The organism is Variovorax sp. UC122_21 (genome assembly GCF_044056785.1).
Taxonomy (GTDB): domain Bacteria; phylum Pseudomonadota; class Gammaproteobacteria; order Burkholderiales; family Burkholderiaceae_C; genus Variovorax.
Window position 1 is genome coordinate 888668 of record NZ_CP172003.1, and the last position, 23202, is coordinate 911869.

The following is a 23202-nucleotide window of genomic DNA, read 5'->3' on the forward strand; positions in this document are numbered from 1 at the left end:
ATTGAAGTTGTTGCGACGCAACAAACTTTTTCCTCCTGCTTCTCCCTCTGAAAGTAAGCCAAACCGCCTCGAAAATGAGGCTTTCTGGGTGCAGTGCGAAAAACCCCAGGAAACCTTTCTTGCTCAATCGAGAGCGTGAAATATTGCCGCACTCGAAACTGCCATCGAAGTGACTGCAACCGCTTGTACATTTGGTTTTTAAATGTCAACGGAATGTCAATTCGACCCGCTGCGGATATGCGAGAAGGCAGCTTCTGGCAATTCGCTTCGCGCCTGCAATGCCCCGTTGGCCACCCCATGTCCAACTTGGAGCAGCGCATGCAAGGCAGCGGTCCCCTGAGCAGTTCGGCGCCTCTCACCTCGGGTCAGATGGCGATGTGGCTGGGCGCGAAATTCGCGTCGCCCGACACCAATTTCAACCTCGCCGAAGCCATCGACATCGATGGTCCGATCGATCCCGCGATCTTCCTCGCGGCCCTGCGTCGCATCACCGAGGAGGTCGAGGCCACGCGGCTCAACTTCGTCGACGCGGGCCAGGGGCCGCGCCAGGTGGTGGCGACCAGCTTCGAGGGCGAGATCCCCTACCTCGACCTCAGTACCGAGTCAGATCCCGCGGCGCGCGCCGAGCGCTGGATGCGCGCGGACTTCGAACGCAACATCGACCTCGCGCACGGCCAGCTGTGGCTGTCGGCACTGATCCGCCTCGCGCCGGATCGCCACGTCTGGTATCACCGCAGCCACCACATCGTGCTCGACGGCTTCGGCGGCGGGCTGATCGCGCGGCGCTTCGCCGACATCTACAGCGCGATGGCCGAAGGCGCCGCCGAGGTGCCCGAGGCCTCGCGCCTGGCGCCGCTGTCGCAGCTGGCCGAGGAGGACCGCGCCTACCGCGAGTCGGGCCGCTTCCCGCGCGACCGCCAGTACTGGACCGAGCGCTTCGCCGACGCGCCCGATCCGCTGAGCCTCGCAGCGCAGCGCTCGGTCAACATCGGCGGCCTGCTGCGCCAGACGGTGCACCTGCCCGCGGCCAGCGTGCAGGCGCTGCAGCAGATCGCGCAGGAGCTCGGCACCACGCTGCCGCAGATCCTGATCGCCACCACCGCGGCCTACCTCTATCGCGCCACCGGCATCGAGGACATGGCGATCGGCATCCCGGTCACCGCGCGCCACAACGAACGCATGCGGCGCGTGCCCGCGATGGTGGCCAATGCGGTGCCGCTGCGGCTCGCGATGCGCGCCGACCTGCCGATCCCCGAACTGATCCGCGAAGTGGGCCGCCAGATGCGCCAGGTGCTGCGCCACCAGTCGTACCGCTACGAGCACCTGCGCAGCGACCTCAACATGCTGGTCAACAACCGGCAGTTGTTCACCACCGTGGTCAACGTCGAGCCCTTCGACTACGACTTCCGTTTCGCCGGCCATGCGGCACGGCCGCGCAACCTATCGAACGGCACGGCCGAGGACCTGGGCATCTTCCTCTACGAGCGCGGCAACGGGCAGGACCTGCAGATCGACTTCGACGCCAATCCCGCGGTGCACACCGCGCAGGGGCTGGCCGATCACCAGCGCCGCCTGATCGCCTTCATCGATGCCGTGATCCGGCAACCGCAGCAGGCCGTCGGCCATGTCGACCTGCTCGGTGCCGAGGAGCGCCGGCAACTGCTGTTCGGCTGGAACGACACCGACCACGCCGTGCCCGACACGCACCTGGTCGCGCTGATCGAGGCCCAGCTCGCCGAGCGGCCCGAGGCCGTCGCGCTGCGCTTCGAGGGCGAGGCGATGTCCAACGCCGAACTGAACCGCCGTGCCAACCGCCTCGCGCAGTTGCTGCGTGCACGCGGCGCAGGCCCCGAGCGCACGGTGGCGCTCGCGATCCCGCGTTCGATGGAACTGATGGTGGCGCTGCTCGCCACCCTGAAGACCGGCGCGGCCTACCTGCCAGTCGATCCCGATTTCCCGGCCGACCGCATCGCCTTCATGCTCGGCGACGCAGCGCCCGTGTGCCTGGTCACCACCGAGGCGCTCGCGCAGGTGCTGCCCGCCGATGCCCCGCGCGTGTTGATCGATGGGGCGCAAACGATTGCCGATCTGGCGAATTGCGACGAAGCCAATCTCGCCGTCGCGATCGACCCCGCGCACCCGGCCTACGTGATCTACACCTCGGGCTCGACCGGCCGGCCCAAGGGCGCGGTGGTGTCGCATCGCGCCATCGTCAACCGCCTGCAGTGGATGCAGGCGCGCTACGGCCTCGCGGCCGACGACCGCGTGCTGCAGAAGACGCCCTCGAGCTTCGACGTGTCGGTGTGGGAGTTCTACTGGCCGCTGATCGACGGCGCCACGCTGGTGCTCGCCAAACCCGGCGGCCACAAGGACGCGGCCTACCTCGCGGGCCTGATTGCCGACGAGGGCATCACGACGCTGCATTTCGTGCCCTCGATGCTCGAGGTCTTCCTGCGCGAGCCCGCGGCTGCCGGCTGCACCAGCCTGCGCCGCGTAATCTGCAGCGGCGAGGCGCTGTCGCCCGCGCTGCAGGCGCAATGCCACGAGCGCCTGGGCGCCGAGCTGCACAACCTCTACGGCCCGACCGAGGCCGCGGTCGACGTCACCGCATGGGAATGCGAACGCGGCGAGGCCGCGCCGAAGAGCGTGCCGATCGGCCGGCCGATCTGGAACACGCAGATGTACGTGCTCGACAGCGGCCTGCAGCCGGTGCCGGCCGGCGTGGCGGGCGAGCTCTACATCGCGGGCGCGGGCCTGGCGCGCGGCTACCTGGGCCGGCCGCTGCTGAGCGCCGAGCGCTTCGTCGCCAATCCGCATGGCGCGCCCGGCAGCCGCATGTACCGCACCGGTGACCTCGCGAGTTGGCGCGCCGACGGCAGCCTGGACTACCTGGGCCGCGCCGACCAGCAGGTGAAGATCCGCGGCCTGCGCATCGAACCCGGCGAGATCGAGGCGGTGCTGCTCCAGCATCCGCAGATCGCACAGGCCGCGGTAGTGGCGCGCGAGGACGCTCCCGGCGAGAAGCGCCTGGTGGCCTACCTCGTGCCGGCCGAGTCCGCCGATCCACAGGCAGCCGAGCTGCGCACGCACCTCGCGCAGGCGCTGCCCGACTACATGGTGCCCTCGGCCTTCGTGAGCCTGCCCGCGCTGCCGCTGGGACCGAGCGGCAAGCTCGATCGCAAGGCGCTGCCGCCGCCCGAGGTGCAGGCCGCCACGCCCTACGCCGCGCCGCGCACGCCCACCGAGAAGATCCTGGCCGGCCTCTGGGCCGAGACGCTACACCTGCAGCGCGTGGGCATCCACGACAACTTCTTCGAGCTTGGCGGCCACTCGCTGATGATCGTGCAGCTGGTCTCGATGATCCGCCAGCAGTTCATGATCGACCTGCCGCTCGACACGCTGTTCCAGGTCTCGACCATCGCCGGCCTCGCCGAGCTGCTCGACCAGGAATCGGTGGCGCGGCCCAGCCTGGTGCCGATGCCGCGCCCGGCGCGCATCCCGCTGTCCTTCGCGCAGCGCCGCCTGTGGCTGATGAACCAGCTCGAGGGCGCCAACCCGGCCTACAACATGCCTCTGGCGCTGCGCCTGTCGGGCACGCTCGACCGCGCGGCCCTGCATGCGGCGCTCGATGACCTGGTGCAGCGCCACGAGAGCCTGCGCACCATCTATCCGAACGAGGACGGGCTGCCGTGGCAGCAGGTGCTCGACGGCGCGCAGGCGCGCCCCGCCGTGCTCGAGGCCGACAGCAGCGAGGACGAGATCGCCGCGCAGCTGCATGCGGCCGCGGGCCATGCCTTCGACCTCGGCAGCACCGCGCCGCTGCGCGTTTCGCTGTTCAGACTGGCCGACGACGAGCACGTGCTGCTGCTGCTCACGCACCACATCGCCGGCGACGGCGCCTCGCTGCTGCCGCTGGCGCGCGACCTCAGCGTGGCCTACGCGGCGCGCTGCGAGGGCCGGGCGCCGGGCTGGACGCCCCTGCCGCTGCAGTACGCCGACTACGCGCTGTGGCAGCAGGAGCTGCTGGGCAGCGAGGACGATGCCGAGAGCATGGCCGGGCGCCAGCGTGCGTTCTGGCAGGCCACGCTGCAGGACCTGCCCGAACAGCTCGCGCTGCCGGCCGACCATCCGCGCCCGCTGGCGCCGAGCTACCGCGGCGACGTGGTGCCGCTGCAGATCGCGCCGCAGGTGCACGAGCGCATCCTGCAGCTGGCGCGCGACGGGCAGGCCAGCGTCTTCATGGTGCTGCAGGCCGCGCTCGCGGGCCTCTTGAGCCGGCTCGGCGCGGGCGACGACATCGTGATCGGCAGCCCGGTCGCGGGCCGCAGCGACCACGCGCTCGACGAGCTGATCGGCTGCTTCGTCAACACGCTGGTGCTGCGCACCGACACCTCGGGCCGACCCAGCCTGCGCGAGCTGGTTGCGCGCGTGCGCGCCACCAACCTCGCGGCCTATGCGAACCAGGAGTTTCCGTACGACCGCCTGGTGGAGCTGCAGCGCAGCGGCGCGGGCCGCGCACGCACCAACCAGCCGCTGTTCCAGGTGATGCTGGGCTTCCAGAACAGCAGCCGCCTGTCGTTCAGCCTGCCGGGCCTGTCGATCACGCCGCAGCCGGTGGAGATCGACACCGCGAAGTTCGACCTGTCCTTCATCCTCAGCGAACAACGCGGCACCGACGGCCTGCCGGGCGGCATCGGCGGCGGCATCCAGTACAGCAGCGACCTGTTCGAGCGCGCCACCGTCGAGGCCATGGCCGCGCGGCTGGCCCGCCTGCTCGAGGAGGCCTGCGACGCGCCCGACGCGCCGATCGCCGAGCTCGCGATCCTGAGCGCCGAAGAACAGCACCGGCTGCTCGCGCAGTGGAGCGGCCAGCCACGCGAACTCGCGCCGCGCTCGCTGGCCGCCATGGTGGCCGCGCATGCCGCCGAGCGCCCGCAGGCGCCCGCCGTGGTGCTCGACGATGCGACCGTCGGCTATGCCGAACTCGACGCGCGCGCCAACCGGCTCGCGCAGCTGCTGCGCGCCCGCGGCATCGCGCCCGGCGCCATCGTCGCCACGGTGCTGCCGCGCTCGCTCGACCTGGTCGTGGCCCACCTGGCGATCGTCAAGGCCGGCGCCACCTACCTGCCGATCGATCCGAACCACATGGCGGCGCGCAGCGCCTTCGTGTTCCAGGAGGCCGCGCCCGCGGCGGTGCTCACGCACGAGGCGCTGCTGCCGCAGCTGGCCGACGTCGCGCGTTGCATCGCGCTCGACGCCTCTGACACGCTTGAAGCGATCGCGATCCAGTCCGAGGCCGCGCCCTCGGCACCGCCCGCCGATCCGCGCGAGGCCGCCTACGTCATCTACACCTCGGGCTCCACCGGCCTGCCCAAGGGCGTGGTCGTGCCGCATGCGGGCCTGGCCAGCCTCGGCGCCGCGATGCAGGAGCGGCTGGCGATCACGCCCGACTCGCGCGTGCTGCAGTTCTCCTCCTGCGGCTTCGATGCCTCGGTGATGGACCAGCTCATGGCCTTCCACGCGGGCGCCGCGCTGGTGGTGCCGGGCGCGCAGCAGCTGCTGGGCAGCGACCTCGCGGAGCTGCTCGAGGCCCGGGCCGTGAGCCATGCGCTGATTCCGCCGGCCGCGCTCTCGACCCTGCCGGCCGGCGAGTTCGCGGCGCTGCGGACGCTGGTGGTCGGCGGCGACGCCTGCTCGGCCGAGCTGGCCGCGCACTGGGCGCCGGGGCGTCGCATGGTCAACGCCTACGGCCCGACCGAGATCACCATCTGCGCGAGCATGAGCGCGCCGATGGAAGCCGGCCGCCAGCCCTCGATCGGCCAGCCGATCTGGAACACGCGCATGTACGTGCTCGACGAGCAGCTGCAGCCGGTGCCGCCCGGCGTCGCGGGCGAGCTCTACATCGCGGGCGCCGGCGTGGCGCGCGGCTACCTGAACCGCGCCGCGCTCAGCGCCGAGCGCTTCGTCGCCGATCCGCACGGCGCGCCCGGCAGCCGCATGTACCGCAGTGGCGACCTCGCACGCTGGCGCGCCGACGGCAGCCTCGATTTCCTGGGCCGCGCCGACCAGCAGCTGAAGATCCGCGGCTACCGCATCGAGCCCGGCGAGATCGAGTCGGCGCTGCTGCAGCATCCGCAGGTGACGCAGGCCGCGGTGATCGCGCGCGAGGACACGCCCGGCGACAAGCGCCTGGTGGCCTACTTCGTCGCCGCCGCCGATCCGCAGCCGACCGAGCTGCGCGCCCACATGGCGCGCGCCCTGCCCGACTACATGGTGCCCTCGGCCTTCGTGCACCTGCCCGCGCTGCCGCTCACGCCAAGCGGCAAGCTCGACCGCAAGGCGCTGCCCGTGCCCGAGCAGCAGGCCGCGGTGCGGTACGTCGCGCCGCGCACGCCCACCGAGGAACTGCTGGCCGGCCTGTGGCGCGAGACGCTGCGGCTGGAACGCGTGGGCATCCACGACAACTTCTTCGAGATCGGCGGCCATTCGCTGATGGCGATCCAGCTCGGCATGCGCATCCGCCAGCAGGTGCGCGCCGACTTCCCGCATGCCGAGGTCTACAACCGGCCCTCGATCGCAGAGCTTGCCGCCTGGATCGACGACAACGCGGGCACGACCGAGGCGCTCGACCTGTCGCGCGAGGTGGTGCTGCCCGCGCATGTTCAGGCGCAGGCGATCGCGCCCACGCTGGCACCGCGACGCGTGTTCCTCACCGGCGCCAGCGGCTTCGTCGGCAGCCACCTGCTGGCCGCGCTGCTGCGCGACACCGAAGCCCGCGTGGTCTGCCACGTGCGCGCCGCCGACGCCGAGGCCGGCGCGCTGCGCCTGAAGCGCACGCTGGCCTCGCGCCAGCTCGAATCGATCTGGGACGACGCGCGCATCGAGGTCGTCACGGGCGACCTCGGCAAACCGCGCCTGGGCCTCGACGACAACGCCGTGCGGCTGGTGCGCGACGGCTGCGACGCGCTCTACCACTGCGCGGCGCAGGTCGACTTCCTGCATCCCTACGCCAGCCTCAAGCCGGCCAACGTCGACAGCGTGGTCACGCTGCTCGACTGGACCGCGCAGGGCTGCGCGAAGACGCTGCACTACGTCTCCACGCTGGCCGTGATCGACCAGGGCAACGACCAGGAGGGCACGGTCACCGAGCGCTCGGCGCTCCACTCGTGGCGCGGCCTGGTCGACGGCTACAGCCAGAGCAAGTGGGTCGGCGACGCGATCGCGCGCGAGGCGCAGGCGCGCGGCATGCCGGTCGCGATCTACCGCCTGGGCGCGGTCACCGGCGACCACACGCATGCGATCTGCAACGCCGACGACCTGATCTGGCGCGTGGCCCATCTCTATGCCGACCTCGAAGCCATCCCCGACATGGACCTGCCGCTGAACCTCACGCCGGTGGACGACGTGGCGCGCGCCATCCTCGGCCTCGCGGCGCAGCGCGCCTCGTGGGGCCAGGTGTTCCACCTGATGGGGCAGGCGCCGCTGCGCGTGCGCGACATCCCGCCGGTGTTCGAGCGGCTGGGCATGCGCCTCGAACCGGTGGGACTCGACCCCTGGCTCGAGCGCGCGCATGCGCGGCTCGCGGTGGGGCAGGACCGCGACCTCGCGGCGGTGCTCGCCATCCTCGACCGCTACGACACCTCGGCCACGCCGCCGCAGGTGAGCGGCGCGGCCACGCAGGCGCAGCTCGAGGCGATCGGCACGCCGATCCGTCCGGTCGACCGCGACCTGCTGCAGCGCTACTTCGTCGACCTCGGCATCCATACCAAGGCGCGCCGCGCCCTGGAAACCACCGCCTCCTGAGGAACATCCCATGGCACGCTATCTCATCGCGGCAACCGCCCTGCCCGGCCACGTCCTGCCGATGCTGGCCATCGCCCAGCACCTCACGGGCCTCGGCCACGAGGTGCGGGTGCACACCGCGAGCCAGTTCAGGGCCCAGGCCGAAGCGACCGGCGCGAGCTTCACGCCCTTCGCGCGCGCCATCGACGGCGACTACCGCGACCTCGACGAGCGCTTCCCCGAGCGCCGCCGGCTGAACTCGCCGCATGCGCAGCTGTGCTTCGGCCTCAAGCACTTCTTCGCCGACGCGATCGAGGCGCAGCATGCGGGCCTGCGCGCCATCCTAGAGGACTTCGAGGCCGACGCCATCGTGGTCGACACCATGTTCTGCGGCACCTTCTCGTTGCTGCTGGGGCCGCGCGACGAGCGTCCCGCGGTGGTCGCGATCGGCATCTCGGCGCTGCCGCTGTCGAGCTGCGACACCGCCTTCTTCGGCACCGCGCTGCCGCCGTCCGCCACGCCCGAGGGCCGCGCGCGCAACAAGGCGATGAACGCCAACCTGCAGCAGGCGATGTTCGGCGACGTGCAGCGCCACTTCGACGCCGTGCTGCGGCGCCTGGGCGCCGGCGCGCTGCCGGCCTTCTTCGTCGATGCGATGGTGCGCATGCCCGATCTCTACCTGCAGCTCACCGGCCCGTCCTTCGAATACCCGCGCAGCGACCTGCCGGCCTCGGTGCGCTTCGTCGGCCCGCTGCTCGCGCCCGCCAGCCGCGACTTCACGCCGCCCGATTGGTGGGACGAACTCGACGACGGCCGCTCGGTCGTGCTGGTCACGCAGGGCACGCTGGCCAACCAGAATCCCGCGCAGCTGATCGGCCCCACGCTGCAGGCGCTGGCCGGCGATCCGACGCTGCTCGTGATCGCCACCACCGGCGGTCCGGTGCCGCCCGCGCTGTCGGCCAACGTGCCGGCCAATGCGCGCGTGATTCCCTTCCTGCCCTACGACCGCCTGCTGCCCAAGCTGCATGCGATGGTCACCAACGGCGGCTACGGCTCGGTCAACCATGCGCTGAGCCTCGGCGTGCCGCTGGTGGTGGCCGGCAGCTCGGAGGAGAAGCCCGAGATCGCCGCGCGCGTGGCCTGGTCGGGCGTGGGCATCAACCTCGGCACCGCGCAGCCGGCCGCGCGCCAGGTCGGCGATGCGGTGCGCAAGCTGCTCGCCACCCCCAGCTACCGCGAACGCGCGAATGCGCTGCGCGAGGAGTTCGCGCGCCATCGCGCGCTGCACGGCATCGCGCAGGCGCTCGAGGCCCTGCCGCGCGTCGAATCCCTCGAAGCGGCTTGAGCCCCGGCCCTTCGCACCCCATCGAAAGAACCGCCATGACCAATCCCTTCGACGACAAGAACGCCAGCTTCCAGGTGCTGGTCAACGACGAGGGCCAGCATTCGCTGTGGCCCGCCTTCATCGCCGTGCCCGCCGGCTGGCGCGTGGCCCTGCCCACCACCGACCGCGCCGCGTGCAGCGCCTACATCGAGGCGAACTGGCAGGACATGCGGCCGCTTTCGCTGGCGGGACGTTGAGCGCGTCCATCGCATCGGGCCGCCGGCCATGATCTTTTTGTTCCTGCGCAGTCGCAGTGCCGCCGCGGTTCATGTGCGGCGGCTGCGAGCGCTCGGCCCCGAGGCTGCGGGCATGGCCTCGGCCGTGGAGAAGCGCCGGGCCGACAAGCCCCGCCGCCGGAAGGGCGAGGCCGGAAAGAAGCGGCTCGCGGAATAGCGCCTGGACGTCTGCGCATAGCATCGGCCTCGCCACAGGATTTCCAAGAGGCCCGCGATGTCCCGCGAATTTTCCGCCCAGCTCAAGAACCCGACCGCACTCCACTACTTCCGCGAGGTGGCGAAGGCCGGCTCGTTCCGCAAGGCCGCCGAGGTGACGCATGTCGCGGCCTCGGCCATCAACCGGCAGGTGAAGAACCTCGAGGACGAAGTCGAGGCGCCGCTGTTCGAACGCGGCCGCGGCCGCTCGGGACTCAAGCTCACGGCCGCCGGCGAGATCCTGCTGCTGCACGTGCGCACCATCGCGAACGAGCTCAATGCGGCGAAGACCCAGATCGATGCCCTCAAGGGCCTGAAGCGCGGCAACATCCGCATGGGCGTCAACGAAGGCTTCGCGCGCGAGCTGCTGCGCGAGACGCTGACGCCGTTCAACCAGCGGCATCCGCAGGTCACCTTCGAATTGCTGGTGGCCGCGTCACCGCGGCTGGTGGAGATGGTGATGGCCGACGAGGTCGATCTCATCATCGCCTACAACGTCGCGCCGCATGCGGGCCTGCAGGTGCAGGCGCGCTGCCTCGTGGGCTCCTGCATCATGGTGCCGCGCCAGCATCCGCTGGCCTCGAAGAGCTCGGTGCGGCTGGCCGATTGCGCGCCCTACGGTTTCATCATGCCGCACGAGAGCATGGCGCTGCGCCCGACCATCGACCGCATGTTCGCCAGCGTCGGCATCCAGCCGCGCATCGCGCTCACCACCGACTCCTACGAAATGATGCGCAGCGCGGCCTCGGCGGGACTGGGCATCGCAATCGTGAGCCAGTACCTGCACGGGCTCGATCCCAACTATCCGCACGCGGTGTTCGTGCCGATCCGCGACACGCGCGTGAAGAAGCAGGCGGTGTCGTGCTGCGTGCGCAAGGGACGCCATCTGTCGGTGGCCAGCCTCACGCTGCTCGAGAGCGTGGCCGCGGTGCTGCAGGCGCGCAGCGAACGTTGAACGGGGCCAGCGTGCGGCGCCGAGCGGCGCCTTCAATGCGCTAATAAAGAGAACGCGTATCGACGTTTATTGATCTTGAGTAGAGCGGACCTCGCTCATAGAGTGGCGCTTCTTATCGCGCTGTGCCCATCGAGTTTTTCGATGCGGTGCAGCAAAAAGCAGGAGCCCACGTGTTCAAAGCCATTCATCTGTCCCGGCCTGAAGGCGGCTTCGAAGCCGCCGAGGTCGAGCTCGACCGGTCCGTTCTGCCGCAGGCCGACGTGACCGTGCGCATCGAGCATTCCTCGCTCAACTACAAGGACGCGCTGGCCATCGCGAACCGCGGCCCCGTGGTGCGCCAGTGGCCCATGATTCCCGGCATCGACGGCGCCGGCGTGGTCGAGGCCAGCGACAGCGAGGAGTTTCGCGTCGGCGACCGCGTGATCCTCAACGGCTGGGGTGTCGGCGAAAACTGGTTCGGCTGCCTCGCGCAGTACGCACGGCTGAAGAGCGACTGGCTGATCCCGATGCCCGACCGGCTCGAATCGCGCTCGGCCATGGCCCTGGGCACCGCCGGCTACACCGCGATGCTCTGCGTACAGGCCATCGAGCGCCATCACGTGCGGCCCGGCGCGGGCGAGGTGCTGGTGACCGGCGCCGCGGGCGGCGTGGGCAGCATCGCCGTCGCGCTGCTGGCCCACCTCGGCTATCGCGTGGTGGCCTCGACCGGCCGCGCCGCCGAGGCCGACTACTTGAAAAGCCTGGGCGCCGCCGAAGTGATTGACCGCGCCGAACTCGCCGCGCCCGGCAAGCCATTGGCGCGCGAACGCTGGGCCGCGGCGGTCGACACGGTCGGCAGCCACACGCTGGCCAATGCCTGCGCGGCCACGCGCTACGGCGGCGTGGTGGCGGCCTGCGGCATGGCGCAGGGGCTGGACTTCCCGGCCTCGGTCGCGCCCTTCATCCTGCGCGGCGTGACCTTGCGCGGCGTGGACTCGGTGATGGCGCCGCGCGCCGAGCGCATCAGCGCCTGGCAGCGGCTGTCGCATGTGCTCGAGGCGCTGCGGCTCGGCGACATCGTCCACGAGATCGGCCTGTCGCAGGTGATCGCGCATGCGCACAAGCTGATGGCCGGCGAGGTGCGCGGCCGCATCTGCGTCGACGTCAATGCGTCGCACATCGCCGGGAGCCGCGCATGAGCATGAACCTGCAGGCGCTGTTCCGTCCCGCCGCCGTCGCGGTGCTGGGCGCCTCGCCGCGCGCCGACGCCATGGGCACCTATGTCGCGCGCAACCTGCGCGACGGTGGCTATGCGGGCGAGATCTACCCGATCCATCCGACGGCCACCGAGGTCGAGGGCATGCGCTGCTACCCCGACCTGGCCTCGCTGCCGCGCGTGCCCGATTGCGCCGTGGTCGCGCTGTCGGCCGACAAGGTGATGGGCGCGCTGCGCGATGCCGCGGCCCAGGGCGTGAAGTCGGCGGTGGTGTTCGCGAGCGGCTTCGCCGAACTCGGCGCCGAGGGCGCGGCGCTGCAGCGGCAGTTTGCCGAGCTGCACGCGCAGACCGGCCTGCTGGTGTGCGGCCCCAACTGCCTGGGCCTGATCGACGTGCATGCGCGCACCGCGCTCTACAGCGCGCCGCCGCCCGACCCGCTGCCCGCCGGCGGCGTGGCGGTGGTGTCGCATTCGGGCTCGGCCTGCATCGCGCTCGGCGGCACCGGGCGCCTGGGCCTGAGCCACATGGTCTCGGTCGGCAACGCGGCCGTGCTCGACATCCACGACTACCTCGCCCACTTCGCGGGCGACGACAAGGTGAAGCTCGCCGCGGTGTTCATGGAGACCGTGCGCGACCCCGAAGGCTTCGCGCGTGCCGCACGGCTGATGCGCGCGGCCGGCAAGCCCGTCGTGCTGCTGCGCGTGGGCCGCTCGAACCAGGGCGCCGCGGCCACCGCCGCGCACACCGGCTCGCTGGCCGGCTCCGACGAGGCCTACCTCGACTTCTTCCGCGGCCTCGGCGTGGTGGTGGCGAACGACATGGACGAGTTCGTCGAGACCTGCGTGCTGTTCGAGAGCGGCGCCCGCGCGCCACGGGGCGACGGCGTGGCGGTGCTCAACGTGAGCGGCGGAGAGATCGCGCTCACCTGCGACCTCGGCGAAGCCGCCGGCTTGCGCTTCGCCAAGCCGGCCGCGGCCACGCTGCAACGCCTGGCCGAGGTACTGCCCTCGTTCGCCACGCCGAGCAATCCGCTCGACGTGACCGGCGCAGCGGTGTCCGATGGCAGCCTGTACCGGCAATGCGTCGACATCCTCGCGGCCGATCCCGACGTGGCGGTGCTCGCGATCTCGCAGGACTGCCCGCCGGGCATCGGCGAACGCGCGGCCGGCAACTACCGGCTGATCGCGCAGGCGGCGGCGCAGGCGGCCCAGGCGCTTTCGAAGCCCGTGCTGTTCTACAGCAACGTCGGCGGCGGCATGCATGCGGATGTCGTCGCACCGCTGCATGCGTCGAGGGTCGCGGCGCTGCAGGGCGCGCGCCCCGCGCTGCAGGCGATCGCGCACTGGCTCGCCTGGCACCGCTGGCAGCCCGAGCCGGCCTTCGAGCCCGCTCTCTCGCAGCCGCAGCCCGCCTGGCGCGACCGCTTCGCGAGCGGCGAGCCGCTGTCGGAAGGCGAGGCCAAGCGCTTCCTCGCCGACCACGGCATCGCGACGACGCGCGAGCGCCTGTGCACCAGCGCCGAGCAGGCGGTCGCCGCCGCGCGCGAGATCGGCCATCCGGTGGTGATGAAGATCGAGTCGCCCGACATCGCCCACAAGACCGAGGCCGGCGGCGTGGCCCTGGGCCTGGCCGACGACGCCGCGGTGCGCGCGGCCTTCGACCGCATCCTGGCCGACGTGAGCCGCCACCAGCCGCAGGCGCGCCTGCGCGGCGTGACCGTGCAGGAGATGGTGCGCGGCGGCATCGAGATGATCGCCGGCACCTCGCGGCGCGCGCCCTTCGGTCCCGCGCTGGTGGTCGGCACCGGCGGCATCTGGGTCGAGCTGGTGCGCGATTCGGTGCTGGCGCTGGCACCGGTGAGCCCGGCACGCGCGCACCGGATGCTGCGCGCGACGCGGGCGGCGGCGCTGCTCGACGGCTTCAGGGGCGCGGCACCCGCCGACGCCGCGGCCCTCGAGGCCCTGATGGTGCGGCTGTCGGAGATCGCCGCCGCCTACGCGGACCTCGTGGAGGCCATCGAAATCAACCCGGTCGCCGTGCTTGCCACGGGGCAGGGCGTGCGCGTGCTCGACGCCCTGGTCGAGCTGCGCGGACCGACGCTCAACTGAAAGGAAAGACCCATGGACTACCAGGCCATCCAGCTCGCCATCGACGGCAGCATCGCCACGCTCACGCTCAACCGCCCCGAGAAGATGAACGCGCTCGACGACCAGCTGCTGCTCGAGATGCAGCATGCGCTCGACAGCCTCGAGGCGAACCTGGCCGTGCGCGCCCTCATCGTCACCGGCGCGGGTCGCGCCTTCAGCGCGGGCTTCGACCTCAGCCCGCGCGAGGAGCCGTTCACCACCGTGCAGGACTGGCGCGAGCACGTGAAGCTGGGCAACGACACCTGGTCGCGCATCTGGCGCTCGCGGCTGCCGGTGATCGCGGCGGTCAATGGCTTCTGTCTCGGCGGTGCCTGCGATCTCTCGATGGTCTGCGACATCACGCTGGCCGCCGACACCGCGCAGTTCGGCGAGCCCGAGATCCAGTTCAAGTCGGCCCCGCCCTACGCGATCATGCCCTGGGTGCTGGGCATGAAGAAGACCAAGGAGCTGCTGCTGACCGGCGACCGCGTGGACGCGCAGGAGGCGCAGCGCATCGGCCTGGCCAACCGCGTGGTGCCGGCCGACCAGCTGCTGACCGAGGCCCGGCGGCTGGCGACCAAGCTGTCGATGATTCCGCCGCCCGCGATGCAGCTCAACAAGATGGACTGAACCGCGCCTACGAGATGCGCGGCTTCCAGTCCACCATCGACTACGGCGCCGAGGTCTTCACGCTGGTGCTGATGGCGGAATCGGCCGAGGCCGACGAGTTCTTCAAGGTGGCCGGCGCGCAGGGCCTGAAGGCCGCCTTCAAGTGGCGCGACGCGCGCTTCGCGCTCGAAGGCCCGCAGTGAGGCGAGGCCGGGCGCACCTCGAAAGGCACGCACCATGATCGAGATCTCGGGACTCAACAAGCGCTACCTCACGCGCGACGGCGTGGACATCGACGCGCTGAAGGACGTGAACCTCTCGGTGGCCGACGGCGAGTTCGTCACCGTGGTCGGGCCCAGCGGCTGCGGCAAGTCCACCCTGCTCAAGATCCTGGCCGGCACGCTGCGACGCAGCTCGGGCTCGGTGAAGGCGCGCGACATCCCGCTCGACGGACCGAGCCGCGACGTCGGCGTGGTGCTGCAGGCGCCGGTGCTGCTGCCCTGGCGCACGGTGCTCGAGAACGTGATGGTGCCGGTCGAGATCCAGCGCCTGGACCGCAAGGTCTACGAGCCGCGCGCCCGTGCGCTGCTCAAGCTGGTGGGCCTCGAGGGCTTCGAGGGCAAGTACCCGTCCGAACTCTCGGGCGGCATGCAGCAGCGCGTGGGCATCTCGCGCGGGCTGGTGCACGACCCGGCCTTCGTGCTGATGGACGAGCCCTTCGGCGCGCTCGACGCGATGACGCGCGAGACCATGAACCTCGAGCTGCTGCGCATCTGGAAGGAGAGCGGCAAGACGGTGGTGCTGGTCACGCACAGCATCCCCGAGGCCGTGTTCCTCGCCGACCGCGTGGTCGTGATGTCGCCGCGGCCGGGCCGCATCACCGAGATCCTGCCGATCGACCTGCCGCGCCCGCGGCGGCTCGAGATGATCAATTCGGAACGCTTCGGCGGCTACGTCTCGGCCATCCGCAGGCACTTCCATTCGCTCGGAGCACTCGACGCATGAACACCCGCACCGCTTCCACCGTGCTGCCCGCAGCGCCTTCGGCGCCTCCCGCGCGGCGCATCGCCCGGCCCGAGATCCCGCTGGCCATCGCGCTGTTCATCGTCGTGGTCGGCGGCTGGGAGCTCGCGGTGCGCGCGCTCGACATCTCCGCGCTCGTGGTGCCGCCGCCCTCGGCGGTCGCGCTGGCGCTGTGGAGCGGACTGATCTCCAACGCCTTCACCTACCACTTCGGCGTGACCGCCTACGAGACGCTCGCGGGCTTCGCGGTCGGCGCGGGCCTCGGGCTGGTGCTGGGCTCGCTGGTGTCGCAGTTCGTGCTGGTCGAGAAGACGCTCTATCCCTACATCGTCGCGTTCCAGACCATCCCCAAGGTGGCGATCGCGCCGCTGTTCGTGATCTGGTTCGGCTACGGCATGACCTCCAAGGTGATCATCACCGCCACCATCGCCTTCTTTCCCGCGCTGGCCAACACCATCGTCGGGCTGCGCGCGGCGCCGGCGGACCAGATCGAGCTGCTGCGGGCCTTCACCGCGACGCGCTGGCAGATCTTCCGCATGGCACGCGTGCCGCATGCACTGCCCTACATCTTCGCGGGGCTCGACGTGTCGATAGTTCTGTCGGTGATCGGTGCGGTGGTCGGCGAGTTCGTCGGCGCGCAGGCGGGGCTGGGCTACCTGATCCTGCAGCGCACCTTCTCGATGGACACGGCGGGCATGTTCGCCATCCTCATCCTGCTGTCGGCCATGGGCATCGTGCTGCATGCGGTCATGAAGTACGCCCGCAAGCGGGTCGTGTTCTGGCTCGAGACGCAGAAGGACGCCACGCTCGGCGCCTGAGCCCCGGTTTCACCTCGCACTTCACTTCTGGAGTCTTCATGACCACTCGCATCCTCGCCGACGGCCTGCGCGCCCTCCTGCTGCTGCTCCTGACCTGCGCGCTGCAGGCATCGGCCCAGAGCGCCAAGCCCCTGAAGAAGGTCACGCTGGCCGTCGGCGGCGTGAGCGTGCTGACGCGGCCTATCCCTGGCTCATGATGCCGCTGGCGCTCGGCTACTGGCGCGACGAGGGCTACGACGTCGAGGTGGTGGCCACGCCCGGCTCGCTGCAGACGGTGCAGCAGCTTGCCGCGGGCAGCATCGCGCTGTCGCAGATGAGCGCGGGCGCCCTGATCCAGGCCAACGTGATGAACAACCTGCCGATCCGCGCGATCAGCGTGAACAACGTGCTCGACTGGGCCGTGGGCGTGCAGGCCGACGGCCCGGTCGCGAAGGTGGCCGACCTCAAGGGCAAGAACATCGGCATCGTGAGCCTGGCCAGCGGCGGCCTGCCGATGCTCAAGGCGCTGCTGCGCGCCGGCGGCCTCGATCCCGACAAGGACGTGACCATCGTCGCCGTGGGCACCGGCGCGCCCGCGCTGGAGGCGCTGCGCGCCAACCGGGTGCAGGGGCTGATGTTCTGGCACACGGCGCTGGTGGGCTTCGAGAATGCCGGCGGCCGGCTGCGCTACCTGTCGGACCCCGCCTGGGAGACCTTCGCCGACTTCAGCCTCGCGACCACGCAGCGCACCATCGACAGCGACCCGGCGATGGTCGAGGCCATCGCGCGCGGCGTGGCCAAGGCCAGCCTGTTCACCGCCACCAATCCGCAGTGCGCGCGCCAGCTGCACTGGAAGCGCTTTCCGCAGAGCAAGCCCACCGGCGCCGACGAGGCCACGCTGGCGCGCAACGACGACCGGCTGGTGGCGGCGGTGGTCGGGTCGATGGACAAGGCGCGGCGTCTCGACGGCGGCCAGGCCTGGGGCCGCGTCGATGCGGCCGGCTTCCAGCGCATGCAGGACTTCCTGTTCGACAACAAGGTGATCGACCGGAAGGTGGCGCCAGAGACCTTCGTGATCCGCACGCCCGGCTTCGCCGAGCGCGTGGACCGCTACGACCACGAGACCGTGATCCGCCAGGCCAAGGCCTGTGCCATCTCCTGAGGCGAAGGAGCGCGATTGATGACCACCCTGCATGGTGCCTATGCGGCGGACGCCGCCGGACCGAACCGCTCGCAGGCCGAGATCGCGGTGCGCTGCGACCTCGCCGCCGCCTACCGGCTGATCGCGCTGCACGGCCTGGACGACAGCATCTACACGCACATCTCCGCGCGCGTGCCCGATTCCGAGAACCAGTTCCTGATCAATCCCTTCGGCCTGCTGTTTCGCGACGTCACGGCCGGCTCGCTGGTGAAGATCGACCTCGAGGGCCGCCAGCTCGAGGACTCGCCGCACGACGTGAACCCCGCGGGCTTCACCATCCACAGCGCGATCCATGCGGCGCGCCACGATGCCGCCTGCGTGCTGCACACCCACACGGTGGCCGGCGTGGCGGTGTCGACGCTCGAGGAAGGGCTGCTGCCGCTCAACCAGTGGTCGCTGTTGTTCCACCAGCGCGTGGCCTATCACGACTTCGAAGGCATCGCGCTCGACCTCGACGAGCGCGAGCGCCTGGTGGCCGATCTCGGCGCCACCGCCAAGGTGCTGATCCTGCGCAACCACGGCCTGCTGACGGTGGGGCGCAGCGTGGCGGACGCGGTGCTGACCATGCTCGCGATCGAGAAGGCCTGCCGGGCGCAGATCGCGGTGCTCTCGACCGGGCGGCCCGTGCGCGCGATCCCCGAGGCCATCCGCCAGAAGACGCTGCGGCAGCTCGAGAGCGGCGACGGCAACCGCATGAAGGGGCAGACCGATCCCGACCAGCGGGCCTGGCACGCCATGCTGCAGCGGCTGGCGCCGGCCAGATGACATTTTTGTAATCGAAATGTGCGATCCAGGTCGATGGCCTGGCGCCATAGTCCGCTCCAGAGCAGTGCCGGTCGTCACTGCATGACCCCTCGGCGCCGCAGCCGGCGCCGCCAGAACCTGGAGCCTTTCATGCATCGCAGAACCCTCATGGGCCGCATCGCGGCCATCGCCCTCGCCGGTGTCTTCTCCGCGGGCGCCGCCAGTGCGCAGACCGCGCCCCCGGCGCCGGTCGCCGTCCACAACGTGGTGCTGGTGCACGGCCTCTATGCCGACGGCTCGAGCTGGGGCAAGGTGATTCCGCTGCTGCAGGCGCAGGGCCTGCACGTGACCTCGGTGCAGAACCCGCTGAGCGGCTTCCAGGACGACGTCGACGCGGTCAAGCGCGTGCTGGCGCAGCAGGACGGCCCGACGCTGCTGGTCGGCCACTCGTACGCCGGCATGGTGATCAGCGAGGCGGGCACCGACCCGCACGTGGCGGGCCTGGTCTACATCGCGGCGCGCGCGCCCGATGCCGGCGAGGACTACCCGGCCCTGACGCGCAAGTTCGCCGCCGCGCCCGCCGGCGCCGGCCTGCAATGGGACACCAACGGCTGGGGTTCGCTGAGCCAGCCGGCCTTCGTGAAGGACTTCGCGGGCGACCTGCCGCCGGCCGAGGCACTCGCCTACTACGCGGTGCAGCAACCGTTCGCGCGCGCCATCACCACCGCCAAAACCACGGTGGCGGCCTGGCACGACAAGCCGACCTGGTATGCCGTCTCGCGCCAGGACCGCACCATCGATCCCGAACTGCAGCGCTTCATGGCCCAGCGCATGAAGGCCAGCACCGTCGAGCTCGACGCGAGCCACGTGTCGCTGCTGTCGCAGCCCAGGGCCGTGGCCGACCTGATCGTGAAGGCGGCGCAGGGCCGGCGCTGAACGGGCGGCCCGGCGATAGACTGCGGAACCGCCGCGCCGGTCGAGCCGCCGGCGGCGGCCCCGGAAGGACACAACATGCGCGTGCTCGTCGTCGAAGATCATCCCAAGCTGGCGGACTACCTGCGCAAGGGGCTCACCGAGAACGGCTACGTCGTCGACGTCGCGGCCGACGGCATCGATGGCCGCCATCTCGCGGTGAACGGCGAGTACGACATCGTGGTGCTCGACGTGATGCTGCCCGGCCTCGACGGCTTCGCGGTGCTCAAGGCGATCCGCGCCACCAAGGACGTGGCGGTGCTCATGCTGACGGCGCGCGACCAGGTCGAGGACCGCGTGCGCGGCCTGCAGGACGGCGCCGACGACTACCTCGTCAAGCCCTTCGCGTTCTCGGAGCTGCTGGCGCGCCTGACCGCGCTGCGCCGACGCGGCGTGCGCTCGGGCGGCACCTCGGAACCCACCGTGCTGACCCTGGGCGAGCTGCAGCTGGACCTCGCGCGGCGCAAGGCCTCGCGCGGCGGCCAGGCGCTCGAGCTGACCAACAAGGAATTCCTGATCCTGGCGCTGCTGATGCGGCGCCGCGGCGAGGTGCTGTCGCGCACCGTGATCGCCGAGCAGGTGTGGGACATGAACTTCGACAGCGACACCAACGTGGTCGAGGTGGCGGTGCGCCGCCTGCGCGCCAAGCTCGACGAGCCTTTCGAGACCCCGATGCTGCGCACCGTGCGCGGCATGGGCTACGTGCTGGAGTCCGCGTGAAGGCACCGCGGGTGCGCTTCGGGTCGATCTCGGCGCGCCTGGTGCTGATGCTGGCGGTGGTCGCGGTCGCGGTGTTCGCGGCCACCGGCTTCCTGCTCCACAAGGCGCTCGAGCAGGTGCTGATCGCCGACGAGCGCTCGGACCTCAGCGGCAAGACCGAGGTGGTGCAGCATTTCATCGACGAAGTGCGCACGCCGGCCGATCTGCCGATGCTGCGGCGCCACCTCGCGGCCACCAGCGTGGGCGGGCGCTACCGCTGGAACGTGTGGCTGATCGCGCGCGACGGCGAGATGCTCTACGGCGCCGAGCCGATGCCGCCCACGCTGCGCGGCGAGGGCAACAAGGTCTGGCTGCAGCGGCAGGACGGCGTGGTGCTGCGCGGCGCGCACTACCGACTCGACGAGCACGCCATCTTTCCGGGCGCGCAGGTGCTGATCGGCATGGACCCGCGGCCGCGCGCCGAGATGCTCGACCGCTACGACAACTACGGCCTGCTGGTCGGCGCGCTCGGCGTGCTGTGCACCGTGGCGCTCGGTGCCATCGCCACGCGGCGCGGCCTGCGCGCGCTCGCGGACCTGTCGCGCGAGGCCTCGGTGATACGCCCCGGCGGGCTGTCGCAGCGCCTGACCCTGCCGGCCGACAGCACCGAGCTGCTGCCGCTGGCCCTGCGCTTCAACGAGGTGCTGGCGCGCATGGAGGATGCGTGGACCCAGCTCGAGGGCTTCAATGCCGACGTGGCGCACGAGTTGCGCACGCCGCTGGCCATCATGATCAACGGCGCCGAGCTCGCGCTCGCGCGCGACCGGCCCCAGGACGAGATGCGCGAGGTGCTCGAGTCGCACCTCGAGGAACTGCGCACGCTGGGCTCGATGGTCAACGACATGCTGTTCCTCGCGCGCGCCGACCGCGGCGACGCGGCCGAGGACCTGCGCGAGCTCTCACTGGGCGAGCAGGCGCGGCAGGTCGGCGAGTTCGTCGAGGTCTTCCTCGAGGAGAAGCGCCAGCGGCTCGAGATCGAGGGCGATGCCTCGGTGCCGGTCAACCGCGTGCTGCTGCGCCGCGCGCTCGTGAACCTGCTGACGAACGCATCGCGGCATGCGCCGGTGGAGGCCGTGATCGGCTTGCGGATCGAGGCGCTGCCGGAGGGCGCGCGCATCACGGTCGCCAACCCGGGCGATGCGATTGCGGAGGAAGTGCGGCAGCACATGTTCGAGCGCTTCTGGCGCGGCGACAGCTCGCGGCCGAGGACGGGCGAGCGCTTCGGGCTCGGGTTGGCGATCGTGCGGGCCATCGCGCGGATGCATGGGGGAGACCTTCGTGCAGGGCGCGCCAGGCGTCAACGAGATCGGGTTCACGCTGGGTCGCAATGGGGCCAAGCGCGACCCGGCTGGCGCTCGTTGAGCTATCGCCAATCGACCTTGCTCGTGGCCATCAGCGCCGCCCAATCATCGGGTGGACTGCCTCGCCCCAGCATCTTTTCAAAGACAGCGTACGGATCCGACTTGCTGCCCGCCGATCGCAAGGTCTGCTCGTCATTGACCCATGCATAGACGATGGCTTTCGCCTTCGAGTCGTAGCGAAAAAACAATCGAAAGCGCCTGCCGACCTTCGCGCGGCGCCAGTGGCGAAATTCAGCCCCCAGGGTGTTGCCCTGGCGGAATTCGTCTCGGGCCGGATCGCTCGGCACTACATCCACGATCAGTTGGCTCAGCGCACGAAACAACTTGACGTTGGCATTGCCTTCGAATCCTTGCGGGTCGCTCTGCTCGGCTTTTTCCGCCGCCGCTTGCAGCTTGCGCAACTGCTCGATCACGCACTCGTGAAACAGCAGCGTCCAGCCATGCCGTTGCATCAGAGCGCCACCTCGCCTTCGATGTCTTCATCGAGGTTCGCCGCGTAGCCAGCGCTCGCCAACATGGCCCGCGCCGAGTCCTCCGGCAGCGACTGGAGGTGGCGCCCGGCGCGGATGTCCGCTTCCAGCAATGCCAGGAAGGCGCCGATGGCAGGGTCCTCGTGTTCCGCATGGGCGCGAGTCACGACGACCTCTCCATCGCGCAGATCGAACGCCACCTTGCCGCCGATGTCGACGCCTAAGGCTTGCCGGATGGACTTCGGCAAGGTGAGCTGCCCCTTGGAGGTCAGCGTCGCAATTTCATGGATTTCGGACATGGCGGCCTTTCGTGCTGGCAATGTTCCGATGGTAAGGAAATTTCCTTACCACGTCAAACAGTGGCACCTTCAGGCGCGATCGCTGTTCTGTCCGCCCGGCATGCGCAGCACGATCTTCCCCGACATGCGCCCCAGCCTCCATCCGCGCCTTGGCCGCCGGCAACTCGGCGAACGCCACCACCTGGTCGATGCGCGGCCGGATGCGCCCGGCCGCGAACAGCGGCAGCACCTCGGCGACGAAACGCGGCACGCCCGAGACGCGCTGGGCCTTGGTGCGCAGCTTGTTCGACACGCCGAACAGCACCAGCCGGCGCGCATGCAGGGCCTCGAGGTCGAGTTCGGCATGCAGCACGCCGTCGACATGGCCCACGGTCGCGTGCCGTCCCTCGAAGGCCATCGCGCGCAGGTTCTCGGCGAACACCGAACCGCCGACCGTGTTGACGACGAGGTTCGCGCCCTTGTCCTCGGTGGCCCGCAGCACGGCCGGCGCGAAGTCGGCGGCGCGGGTGGGCAGCGCGACATCGAGCCCCAGCGGCGCGAGGGCCGCGAGCTTGTCGGCCGAGCCCGAGGTGCCGATGACGCGCGCGCCGAGCGCCTTGCCCAGTTGCAGCGACGCCACCCCGACGCCCGAGGACACGCCGTTGACCAGCAGCCATTCGCCGGGCTGCAGCCGGCCCTGCAGCACCAGCATGTCGAACGCGACCAGGAAGGCCAGCGGAATGCTCGCGGCCTCTTCCCACGACAGGACTTCCGGCACGGCCATGGCCTCGGCCGCTTCCATCAGCGCGTACTCGGCGAAGGCTCCAGCGCAGCGGCCCATCACGCGATCGCCGACTTGAAATCCACTAACGGCATTTCCAACATCGACCACCCTGCCAGCACCCTCCCCGCCGGCCGGGCGCCACGCACCCGAAGCGCCATGGCTCGCCAGGAACTCGCCGCGGTTGAGCGATGCCGCATGCAGGCGCACCAGCAACTGTCCCGGGCCCGCGGTGGGCACCGGCACCTCGCGTTGCTCGAGCACGCCGCCCGCCTCGCTCATCCGCATCCAGAAGGACTGCATAGTGGTCGCTTCGGTCATCGAAAGATTCCC

At 70.6% G+C, this 23202-nt stretch carries 19 protein-coding genes and 1 pseudogene; 17 read left to right on the forward strand and 3 right to left on the reverse strand.

Features of this window, described 5'->3' with window-relative positions; genetic code table 11:
* Window positions 1-369: 369 nt before the first annotated feature.
* The 17 genes and pseudogenes from ACHMXE_RS04575 to ACHMXE_RS04655 all read left to right on the forward strand — a co-directional run.
* Entirely contained in the window at window positions 370-7803 is a 7434-nt protein-coding gene (locus ACHMXE_RS04575) for an amino acid adenylation domain-containing protein (RefSeq protein ID WP_395347035.1), read from the forward strand.
* Between the two features lie 10 nt (window positions 7804-7813).
* Complete coding sequence (locus ACHMXE_RS04580) at window positions 7814-9127, forward strand: glycosyltransferase (RefSeq protein ID WP_395347036.1); 1314 nt, start codon at window positions 7814-7816, stop codon at window positions 9125-9127.
* 35 nt (window positions 9128-9162) lie between these two features.
* Complete coding sequence (locus tag ACHMXE_RS04585) at window positions 9163-9363, forward strand: MbtH family protein (protein ID WP_057591017.1); 201 nt, start codon at window positions 9163-9165, stop codon at window positions 9361-9363.
* A 28-nt stretch (window positions 9364-9391) separates the two neighbouring features.
* Entirely contained in the window at window positions 9392-9559 is a 168-nt protein-coding gene (locus ACHMXE_RS04590) for a hypothetical protein (protein ID WP_209542201.1), read from the forward strand.
* Window positions 9560-9616: 57 nt separating this feature from the next.
* Entirely contained in the window at window positions 9617-10552 is a 936-nt protein-coding gene (locus tag ACHMXE_RS04595) for a LysR family transcriptional regulator (RefSeq protein WP_209542202.1), read from the forward strand.
* A 170-nt stretch (window positions 10553-10722) separates the two neighbouring features.
* Window positions 10723-11730, forward strand: a complete 1008-nt coding sequence (locus tag ACHMXE_RS04600) for an MDR family oxidoreductase (protein ID WP_209542203.1) — start codon at window positions 10723-10725, stop codon at window positions 11728-11730.
* Window positions 11727-13856, forward strand: coding sequence for an acetate--CoA ligase family protein (locus ACHMXE_RS04605; RefSeq protein ID WP_395347037.1), 2130 nt, complete (start codon window positions 11727-11729; stop codon window positions 13854-13856). The genes ACHMXE_RS04600 and ACHMXE_RS04605 overlap by 4 nt, the downstream gene beginning before the upstream one ends.
* Before the next feature lie 12 nt (window positions 13857-13868).
* Window positions 13869-14504: an enoyl-CoA hydratase/isomerase family protein gene (locus tag ACHMXE_RS04610; protein ID WP_395347038.1), complete on the forward strand. Its 636-nt coding sequence runs from the start codon at window positions 13869-13871 to the stop codon at window positions 14502-14504.
* A gap of 14 nt (window positions 14505-14518) precedes the next feature.
* Complete coding sequence (locus ACHMXE_RS04615; RefSeq protein WP_395347039.1) at window positions 14519-14686, forward strand: hypothetical protein; 168 nt, start codon at window positions 14519-14521, stop codon at window positions 14684-14686.
* Window positions 14687-14720: 34 nt separating this feature from the next.
* Window positions 14721-15488, forward strand: coding sequence for an ABC transporter ATP-binding protein (locus ACHMXE_RS04620; RefSeq protein WP_209542205.1), 768 nt, complete (start codon window positions 14721-14723; stop codon window positions 15486-15488).
* Window positions 15485-16324 (forward strand): ABC transporter permease, encoded by an 840-nt coding sequence (locus ACHMXE_RS04625; RefSeq protein WP_209542206.1) that lies wholly within the window; start codon window positions 15485-15487, stop codon window positions 16322-16324. The genes ACHMXE_RS04620 and ACHMXE_RS04625 overlap by 4 nt, the downstream gene beginning before the upstream one ends.
* 38 nt (window positions 16325-16362) lie before the next feature.
* Window positions 16363-16521, forward strand: coding sequence for a hypothetical protein (locus tag ACHMXE_RS04630; RefSeq protein WP_395347041.1), 159 nt, complete (start codon window positions 16363-16365; stop codon window positions 16519-16521).
* Entirely contained in the window at window positions 16518-17465 is a 948-nt protein-coding gene (locus tag ACHMXE_RS04635) for an ABC transporter substrate-binding protein (RefSeq protein WP_395347042.1), read from the forward strand. Before ACHMXE_RS04630 ends, ACHMXE_RS04635 begins: the two co-directional genes overlap by 4 nt.
* Window positions 17466-17483: 18 nt before the next feature.
* The gene (locus ACHMXE_RS04640) at window positions 17484-18269 is read left to right on the forward strand and encodes a class II aldolase/adducin family protein (RefSeq protein ID WP_395347043.1); all 786 of its coding nucleotides are present in this window, start codon (window positions 17484-17486) and stop codon (window positions 18267-18269) included.
* Between the two features lie 129 nt (window positions 18270-18398).
* Complete coding sequence (locus ACHMXE_RS04645; RefSeq protein WP_209542209.1) at window positions 18399-19184, forward strand: alpha/beta fold hydrolase; 786 nt, start codon at window positions 18399-18401, stop codon at window positions 19182-19184.
* 75 nt (window positions 19185-19259) lie between these two features.
* A complete protein-coding gene (locus tag ACHMXE_RS04650) occupies window positions 19260-19940 on the forward strand; it encodes a heavy metal response regulator transcription factor (RefSeq protein WP_208512467.1) in 681 nt (226 codons plus the stop codon).
* A gap of 47 nt (window positions 19941-19987) precedes the next feature.
* Window positions 19988-21214 (forward strand): annotated as a pseudogene (locus ACHMXE_RS04655) (heavy metal sensor histidine kinase); the annotation flags it as partial.
* Window positions 21215-21342: 128 nt separating this feature from the next.
* Here the strand turns inward: ACHMXE_RS04655 and ACHMXE_RS04660 are convergent.
* The 3 genes from ACHMXE_RS04660 to ACHMXE_RS04670 are packed head-to-tail and all read right to left on the reverse strand — an operon-like array spanning window position 21343 to window position 23190.
* Window positions 21343-21792 (reverse strand): type II toxin-antitoxin system YhaV family toxin, encoded by a 450-nt coding sequence (locus tag ACHMXE_RS04660; protein ID WP_203206535.1) that lies wholly within the window; start codon window positions 21790-21792, stop codon window positions 21343-21345.
* A complete protein-coding gene (locus tag ACHMXE_RS04665) occupies window positions 21792-22109 on the reverse strand; it encodes a type II toxin-antitoxin system PrlF family antitoxin (protein ID WP_395347045.1) in 318 nt (105 codons plus the stop codon). Before ACHMXE_RS04665 ends, ACHMXE_RS04660 begins: the two co-directional genes overlap by 1 nt.
* A complete protein-coding gene (locus tag ACHMXE_RS04670; RefSeq protein ID WP_395347046.1) occupies window positions 22093-23190 on the reverse strand; it encodes a zinc-binding alcohol dehydrogenase family protein in 1098 nt (365 codons plus the stop codon). Before ACHMXE_RS04670 ends, ACHMXE_RS04665 begins: the two co-directional genes overlap by 17 nt.
* Window positions 23191-23202: the final 12 nt, after the last annotated feature.

Coding starts and splice junctions, on each gene's coding strand:
- ACHMXE_RS04635 (WP_395347042.1), top strand. CDS start 16,518: ATGATGCCGCTGGCGCTCGGCTACTGGCGCGACGAGGGCTACGACGTC.
- ACHMXE_RS04580 (WP_395347036.1), top strand. CDS start 7,814: ATGGCACGCTATCTCATCGCGGCAACCGCCCTGCCCGGCCACGTCCTG.
- ACHMXE_RS04590 (WP_209542201.1), top strand. CDS start 9,392: ATGATCTTTTTGTTCCTGCGCAGTCGCAGTGCCGCCGCGGTTCATGTG.
- ACHMXE_RS04620 (WP_209542205.1), top strand. CDS start 14,721: ATGATCGAGATCTCGGGACTCAACAAGCGCTACCTCACGCGCGACGGC.
- ACHMXE_RS04645 (WP_209542209.1), top strand. CDS start 18,399: ATGCATCGCAGAACCCTCATGGGCCGCATCGCGGCCATCGCCCTCGCC.
- ACHMXE_RS04630 (WP_395347041.1), top strand. CDS start 16,363: ATGACCACTCGCATCCTCGCCGACGGCCTGCGCGCCCTCCTGCTGCTG.
- ACHMXE_RS04660 (WP_203206535.1), bottom strand. CDS start 21,792: ATGCAACGGCATGGCTGGACGCTGCTGTTTCACGAGTGCGTGATCGAG.
- ACHMXE_RS04585 (WP_057591017.1), top strand. CDS start 9,163: ATGACCAATCCCTTCGACGACAAGAACGCCAGCTTCCAGGTGCTGGTC.
- ACHMXE_RS04650 (WP_208512467.1), top strand. CDS start 19,260: ATGCGCGTGCTCGTCGTCGAAGATCATCCCAAGCTGGCGGACTACCTG.
- ACHMXE_RS04615 (WP_395347039.1), top strand. CDS start 14,519: ATGCGCGGCTTCCAGTCCACCATCGACTACGGCGCCGAGGTCTTCACG.
- ACHMXE_RS04665 (WP_395347045.1), bottom strand. CDS start 22,109: ATGTCCGAAATCCATGAAATTGCGACGCTGACCTCCAAGGGGCAGCTC.
- ACHMXE_RS04670 (WP_395347046.1), bottom strand. CDS start 23,190: ATGACCGAAGCGACCACTATGCAGTCCTTCTGGATGCGGATGAGCGAG.
- ACHMXE_RS04625 (WP_209542206.1), top strand. CDS start 15,485: ATGAACACCCGCACCGCTTCCACCGTGCTGCCCGCAGCGCCTTCGGCG.
- ACHMXE_RS04595 (WP_209542202.1), top strand. CDS start 9,617: ATGTCCCGCGAATTTTCCGCCCAGCTCAAGAACCCGACCGCACTCCAC.
- ACHMXE_RS04640 (WP_395347043.1), top strand. CDS start 17,484: ATGACCACCCTGCATGGTGCCTATGCGGCGGACGCCGCCGGACCGAAC.
- ACHMXE_RS04605 (WP_395347037.1), top strand. CDS start 11,727: ATGAGCATGAACCTGCAGGCGCTGTTCCGTCCCGCCGCCGTCGCGGTG.
- ACHMXE_RS04610 (WP_395347038.1), top strand. CDS start 13,869: ATGGACTACCAGGCCATCCAGCTCGCCATCGACGGCAGCATCGCCACG.
- ACHMXE_RS04575 (WP_395347035.1), top strand. CDS start 370: ATGGCGATGTGGCTGGGCGCGAAATTCGCGTCGCCCGACACCAATTTC.